The following is a 5,999-nucleotide window of genomic DNA, read 5'->3' as shown; positions in this document are numbered from 1 at the left end:
GATATCACAATCACGAGAGTGCAGCTGATGACGGCAGCGGCGGGCGGGGCAGCGCAAATCGCAGATACGTGCGCTAGGTCCGATTGCCGCTGCTGTGACCGAAACTGCCTGCTACGCCTCAAGTTGGCGGCCAGCAGCCATACCGTTGGGCCGCGCTTGGCGGGTAAGTCCGCACAACTGCTCATTCAGCTACTGGTGTGGGGGTTGGGCTGAGCCGTGGCGCCGGATGTCGCCGAGGGTGTTGCGCAGGGTCTGCCACACAGCGGCGAGGCCGGCGGCGACCGGCAGATCGCCGGAGATCACGCCCGGCTCGGCAAGGCGATCTCCGAGCGCCGCAACCGCTTCGTGCGCAAGCTCGACCAACGCCGGATCGGTCACATCGAGCGTGATCCGGTCGCCGGCGATGCGCATCAGCATGGTGCGTCGCCCAAGCTCAGCGGGTCCGAGTTCGCCGTCGGCCGGCGCTTCACCCGAGAGCTTGCTGAGCACAGCGGCGCGAACCTTCGACAGGTTCCCGGCCTCCTCGGCCAGGATTTGAGCGCCGAGCCCATCGGGCTCACCCAGCAGCCCCAGTAACAGGTGTTCGGTGCCGATATAGGGGTGCTGCAAGGCGGCGGCCTCGCTCAGCGAGTGCTCGAGCGTGCTTTTCATGCGCGGGGTGAACGGAATGTGGCCGCTGGCCGGCGCACTGCCCATGCCGACACGGTCGATCACAGCGCGTCGCACATCGTCGCTCGAAACACCCAGACCAGCAAGCGCACGGGCAGCCACGGTGTCGGGCCGGGCCAGTAGCCCAAGCAGAAAGTGTTCGGTGCCAATGTAGTCATGCTGTAGTTCGCGCGCCGCCTCTTGCGAGGCGACTACCACGGCCCGCGCCGCATCGGTGAACCGCTCGAACATGCGACCATCATGCCGAATGCGGCCTATGCCCGGATGTTTGCAGGAAAAGTAGTGCTTGACCAGTTAGCGCCATGTAGGTCAGCAGCCGGTGCTAAGTCAGTGCTGCCCGGGAGAATCGAAGTGTGATACGAGCGATCGGTCTGATCAGTGTGCCGGCCGTCGGATCGGCCCCTGGTCACCGTGAGCCGGTGTGGAGCAAGCCGCTCCTGGCCGTTGGCATCGTCGTGATTCTGCTGGGTTTCTTCGCAACCGACCGCGTCGAGGACCGGTGGATGCGGCGGCGCGTCTACTGGTCGGCGTGGACGCTGGGCGGGCTGCTGGCCGCGGTCGCGGTGCGGTACGGCGGCTGGGGGGCGACGGCGAAACGGAAGACTCCACACACGCCTAGCCGGCTGTGCACGTCGGCCTCATGAGTCCTCATGGGTATGGGCGGTGGCGCGCGGGATGACACTCACCTCGGCTGTTGTGCTGATCGGGGTCTGCGCGACACCGCGGTGACCAGCCGGGGATACCTGTACGTGGTCAGCGGCCCATCACCGAAGACGGTGCCCATGCGTGCCGTGTGTTCCTAGACGGCTTCGCGTTGGCCTCGCTGACATGTCCGGCAGCCGCGCTACTGCGCGACGGTGAGTGAGGTGGCGCCGTGGCCGATTCCGTACTGGCCAGTACGACCGCCGTTGATCAGGTCATGTAAACCCAGGACCACAGTGATCCGCCCTGACGCGGCGTCGACGTCATCGACGGTGGTGATCGCCGATGCCATGCCGGGATCGGCACGAGTGACGGCGACAGCCGCCGTTCCGCTGGCGGATCCGTCACGACCGGCCAACACGGTGCCCGTGCCGTGAGGTGCCAGTGCGGCGGCGAACCGCGCCACACTCACACCTTGGTTTCCGGCGTCGTCGCCAAGCCCACCACCGGTGATGACCACGGCGGCGTTCGCCGCCCCGATATGCGCGTCAGAGCGGTAGGAGATGAAGCCGGTGTCGCGAAGCGCCGCCAGCACGACGTCGCGCTGGGCGTCATCGACGGTGGGAACCGCGGGATCACGGTTGATCAGCAACGCGATTCCGAGCAGATCACCGGCCTGAGAACCTTGATCGACCAGCTTGGTGCTCAACTGCGCGCCGGCGGGCACGATCGACGAGTTGACGACCGAACGCAGCTTCTCCGCGGAGTTGGCGTCGACGAACTCCTGGGTCAGCGACACCGTTCCGCTGAGCGTTGCACCGGCCTGCCCCATCAACTTCGATACTGCTTCAACATCGTCGTCCTTGGCCTCAGGGGTCCGGAACAGGATCACCGACTTGCCCGCGAGTGCGTCGTGGACGACGTGGCCCGCCATTTGCGACGTGAAACTGTTTGCAGCGCTGAGCTTTTCGTTCAGCGCGTTCTTCTGGTCGTTGAGCCTGTCGATCTGAGCGTGCAGGTCCCGCTTTTCTGCCCGCAAGCCGGACAACACCGTGTCAGACAGCAGCCCCGACCCCAAGACCACGCCGAGCGCCAGCGCCACAAACACCGCGGCCAGCGAAATAGCATGGTGGCGTAGGGATATCACCGTCAACGCCGCCTAGGTGATCCGGCCCTGCACCCACAGGGAGAAGCGGTTCCAGTAATCGACGACCCAATGCATCACCACGGCGTCGGCCCGCGATACCCACAGCACGGCAATGACGGCGATCAGCATCGTCAACACCAAAAGCGCAACAGCGCCAGCCGACATATGGCTGCGATACAGCGTGGCGACCGCCTTGGCGTCAACCAGCTTTTCTCCCACCCGCAGCCTGGTCAGGAAGGTCGACGGGTTGCTGGCCACGCGTGTGCGGTCGAAGAACGTCTCGATGTTGGCGGTGTGCCCGGCCGTGACCAACAGCGCGGCGCCGTGGTGATCGGCCAACAGCAAGGCCAGGTCGGTGGCCGAGCCGGCGGCCGGGAACGTCATTGCTCCCACCCCGAGGTCCTGAATCCGCTCCAGCCCAGCTGCGTGGCCGTCGGCGTCAGCCGGTAACACCACCTGCGCACCGCATTTGAGGACTTCCGCGCTCATCTGCTCGGGGTCGCCGACGATGAGCTGGGGCCGATATCCCGCCTTACGCAGCACGTCGGCCCCCGCGCCGACACCGATCAACACCGGCTGGTATTCCTTGATGAACGGCTTGAGCGCCTTCAAATCATCGGCGGCACTTGGCTCGTCGGATACCACCACCACATGTCGGCGGCGCATGTCGACGTCGACGTCCGGAATACCGATGCCGTCGATCAACAACGGGCTTTCGCTGCGGATGAACTCGATGGTGTTGCCCGCGAACGCCTCTAAATGAGCGACCAGCCCGCTTTTGGCTTCGTGCATCAGGTCGGCGATGTCATGGTCGGTGCGCTCGGTGCCCCGAATCAGCCGACGATCGCCGGCATACACACCACCGTTGTAGAGCCGGACTTTGGCGCCGTCCTTGATTTTCTTGAAGACCTCCGGGCCCGCCTCGTCGATCAGGGTGACCCCGTTGGCCACCAACACCTCCGGGCCCAGATTGGGGTAGCGCCCCGACACCGAGGGAGACGCGTTGACGACGCCGGCGATATCAGCGTCGACAAGCGCATCGGCGGTGACCCGATCGAGATCGAGCACGTCGAGGACCACGATGTCACCGGGACCCACCCGGCGCAGCAGCCGGTCGATATCGCGGTCGACCCGGGCGGTGCCGACAACCCCGGGCCGCTCAGCATTACGAGACAGAAGCGCTGACATCTTCATGCGGCGATTCTGTCGGCGCAACCACCCGGGCCCGAGTAGGCGCGCCGTAACAGCAGCCTCACTAGTTATAAATTGTCACATCCGCCACAGCACTACGGCTCGTCGACTGCTGCAGCCAGCCCACCGCCAGACTTGGCGACGCTGACCACTGATTTAGCCGCTGCGGTTGCCATTGTGGCCGGTGACCGGGGGAGACACAAGCACGGCGGATGTTCAAACCGAATGCTGTATTGAGCCAGACGCACCACTGGGCGGTGAACCAGACCAGCCACGGCGGTTACTGGCATTTCGGCCTGCTGTTCGCGGGCGTATTCGACGAGCCAGCCCGCCGCTTCGTCGCACGAGTGTCGCCGCAGAACTTTCGGTGCGAAGCGGTGCAATCCTATTCAGGTCAGCACGCCTCTGGAACGGAGCAGGGCCTTGTTGTGATCGACGCAAGCCTGGTATGCCCGCGCCTTGCCGAGGCGTCGACCAATCACAACGGGCTGACCGCCAAACGGTGTGAAACGTACGTCCAGCGGTTCGTCGCCGATGTCACCGATGAATTCGTAATGGCCGAACCGACTGGTGCCGTGCTGGCGCGTAAACAGTGGCCTGGCGGCAGCACGACGTCCCACTGGATCGTCCATTCGGCTGGCGTTTCGATTGCTGCCACTTGATGGCCTCCATCTCCGTGGGGCCGACTGTCATTGGCGATGGTGGGCCATCCCCCGTCCGTTTGCCACTGGCGCGCCGTAAACGGCACACGTTGAGGCAGAACGGCGTTCAGTCGGCGCTGCGGTAGCGGCCTGGCGGTACACTCGCCTTTGATAGCCAACCGCTCCTCCGGTGAGATCAGAGTCCGCCCCGGCGCCGCTCGAGTTCCTTGCGGTGCTTTTCGCACGGCACGAAGTTAGTGCTCAGCGGGATCGTGGTCGCCCCGAAGGCCCGCGTCCTGCCGGTATGCAACGTCCAGACATGCGGTTGGGGCTCGCGATCCCAGTTCCAGGTTTCCCGCTTGAACACCTGGCAGTCGGGACACTTGGACATCTCGCGGCCAAGGTCGTCCGCCTTGATCATCAGTCACCTCTCGCCCTGCATCGTCTGCAGTCATCCGGCAGGCCCACTGAGCCGCCGCGCGAGCGATCACCGTTCAATTCTCCCCTCACGCCAATGCCTCCCCTGCGTGCATCACATGCAGATCAAGCTAGCGCGTTTAGCCGACATCCGGGGTCGGTGCGATCTCACAGCGAAAGCGACCGCCGCCGCGGTGCGAGCTATGCCCAGCATTGACGGCGGCGAAGGTTCTGATCGGAGAATGCGCCCGGTCGCGGTATGGTCTGGCCCGTGATGACGCAGCACCCGCTGTCGCCCGTGCGGTCGCTTGTGGTCGGTGCGGTCTGCGCCGCCGCTGCGGCCTGTGCGGCGGTGCTGGTCGCCGGCTGCACGATGGAGATGGACGGCCGCGCAATCAAGGCCGCCGATGCGCCGCCCGCCGGAGTAGAGGTGGCGCTGCTCGATCCGGGCAACTATCCGAAAAAGCCGGGCCGAGCGCTGGGCAAGGTACCCAGCGAGGCGGCCGGGCGCAATATTGAGGCTCAGCGCATGGCCAACAACGTGGTCGCTCCCTGGGAGGTGGACGCCACGCTGCTGGCCCCGGTGGCAAACACGACAACAGTGCTGCCCAAGGCGGAAAACATCGCCGCGATCCTCGCCGACCCGGTGCCGGCCACCGCCGCCGCGCACAACTACCTGCTGGGGTTTTCCACCGAGCGGTCCTCGGTGCGGCCCACCCCGCCGGAGCGGGCCAAGATCTTGCTGAACATGGTGCTGCGCTTCGCCAGTCCGCAAGACGCCGCCGCGGCGGCGGGCGACATGGCCGCCCAGGACCAAAGCGCGTCGTTTCGGACCACACCGGCCAACCCGATCGCGATCCCGCGCTATCCCGCCACCCTGGCCACTGTGACCAACATCGACAACGGCTTCGACGTCGAGGCGTTCACGGCGCACGGGCCGTACGTCTTCTATCAGTTCGCCGGGTCCAAGGAGTCCGCGGACATCGCCGCGCAACTCGTTACCGACACCCTGGATATGCAGGGGCCGTTGATCGACCGGTTCATGCCCACCCCGGCCGACCAGTTCGCCACCTTGCCGCTTGATCCCACCGGGCTGCTGGCGCGCACCGTGCCGACACCGACGGCCACCATCAACCAGGTGGCGGTCTACGAGCCGCGCGCGGCGCTGAACTACGCCGCCGACCCGCGCCGGGCGCAGGACATGTTCCACTCGGCAGGGGTGCAGCACATCTCGGTCAACCGCACCACCGTCTATCAGGCGATCGATGCGACGGGCGCGGCCCGCGCATTTG

At 65.7% G+C, this 5,999-nt stretch carries 7 protein-coding genes; 3 read left to right on the top strand and 4 right to left on the bottom strand.

What is annotated here, in order from left to right; all coding sequences use genetic code 11:
• Nucleotides 1-189: 189 nt before the first annotated feature.
• Entirely contained in the window at nucleotides 190-900 is a 711-nt protein-coding gene (locus ACFE99_RS19250; protein WP_375488029.1) for a Clp protease N-terminal domain-containing protein, read from the bottom strand.
• A 122-nt stretch (nucleotides 901-1,022) separates the two neighbouring features.
• Here ACFE99_RS19250 and ACFE99_RS19245 point away from each other — a divergent pair, with 122 nt between their 5' ends.
• A complete protein-coding gene (locus ACFE99_RS19245) occupies nucleotides 1,023-1,313 on the top strand; it encodes a hypothetical protein (RefSeq protein ID WP_375488028.1) in 291 nt (96 codons plus the stop codon).
• Between the two features lie 200 nt (nucleotides 1,314-1,513).
• On the opposite strand, the gene ACFE99_RS19240 is transcribed toward ACFE99_RS19245, so the two are convergent.
• Nucleotides 1,514-2,458, bottom strand: a complete 945-nt coding sequence (locus ACFE99_RS19240; protein ID WP_375488032.1) for a copper transporter — start codon at nucleotides 2,456-2,458, stop codon at nucleotides 1,514-1,516.
• 12 nt (nucleotides 2,459-2,470) lie between these two features.
• Nucleotides 2,471-3,652: a putative cytokinetic ring protein SteA gene (gene steA, locus ACFE99_RS19235; protein ID WP_375488027.1), complete on the bottom strand. Its 1,182-nt coding sequence runs from the start codon at nucleotides 3,650-3,652 to the stop codon at nucleotides 2,471-2,473.
• A 230-nt stretch (nucleotides 3,653-3,882) separates the two neighbouring features.
• Between steA and ACFE99_RS19230 the strand changes: the two genes are divergently transcribed.
• Complete coding sequence (locus ACFE99_RS19230) at nucleotides 3,883-4,311, top strand: hypothetical protein (RefSeq protein ID WP_375488026.1); 429 nt, start codon at nucleotides 3,883-3,885, stop codon at nucleotides 4,309-4,311.
• A gap of 175 nt (nucleotides 4,312-4,486) precedes the next feature.
• Here ACFE99_RS19230 and ACFE99_RS19225 read toward each other — a convergent pair whose 3' ends face one another.
• On the bottom strand, nucleotides 4,487-4,711 hold the full coding sequence (locus ACFE99_RS19225; protein WP_375488025.1) for a hypothetical protein: 225 nt from the start codon (nucleotides 4,709-4,711) through the stop codon (nucleotides 4,487-4,489).
• Nucleotides 4,712-4,978: 267 nt separating this feature from the next.
• On the opposite strand from ACFE99_RS19225, the gene ACFE99_RS19220 reads away from it, so the two are divergent.
• Nucleotides 4,979-5,999 (top strand): hypothetical protein (locus tag ACFE99_RS19220; RefSeq protein WP_375488024.1); only part of this gene is annotated, 1,021 nt, incomplete at its 3' end.

This window comes from uncultured Mycobacterium sp. (assembly GCF_964249325.1).
GTDB lineage: Bacteria > Actinomycetota > Actinomycetes > Mycobacteriales > Mycobacteriaceae > Mycobacterium.
Note: the sequence above shows the minus strand (reverse complement) of the source record. Positions and strands in the feature narration are given on the sequence as shown.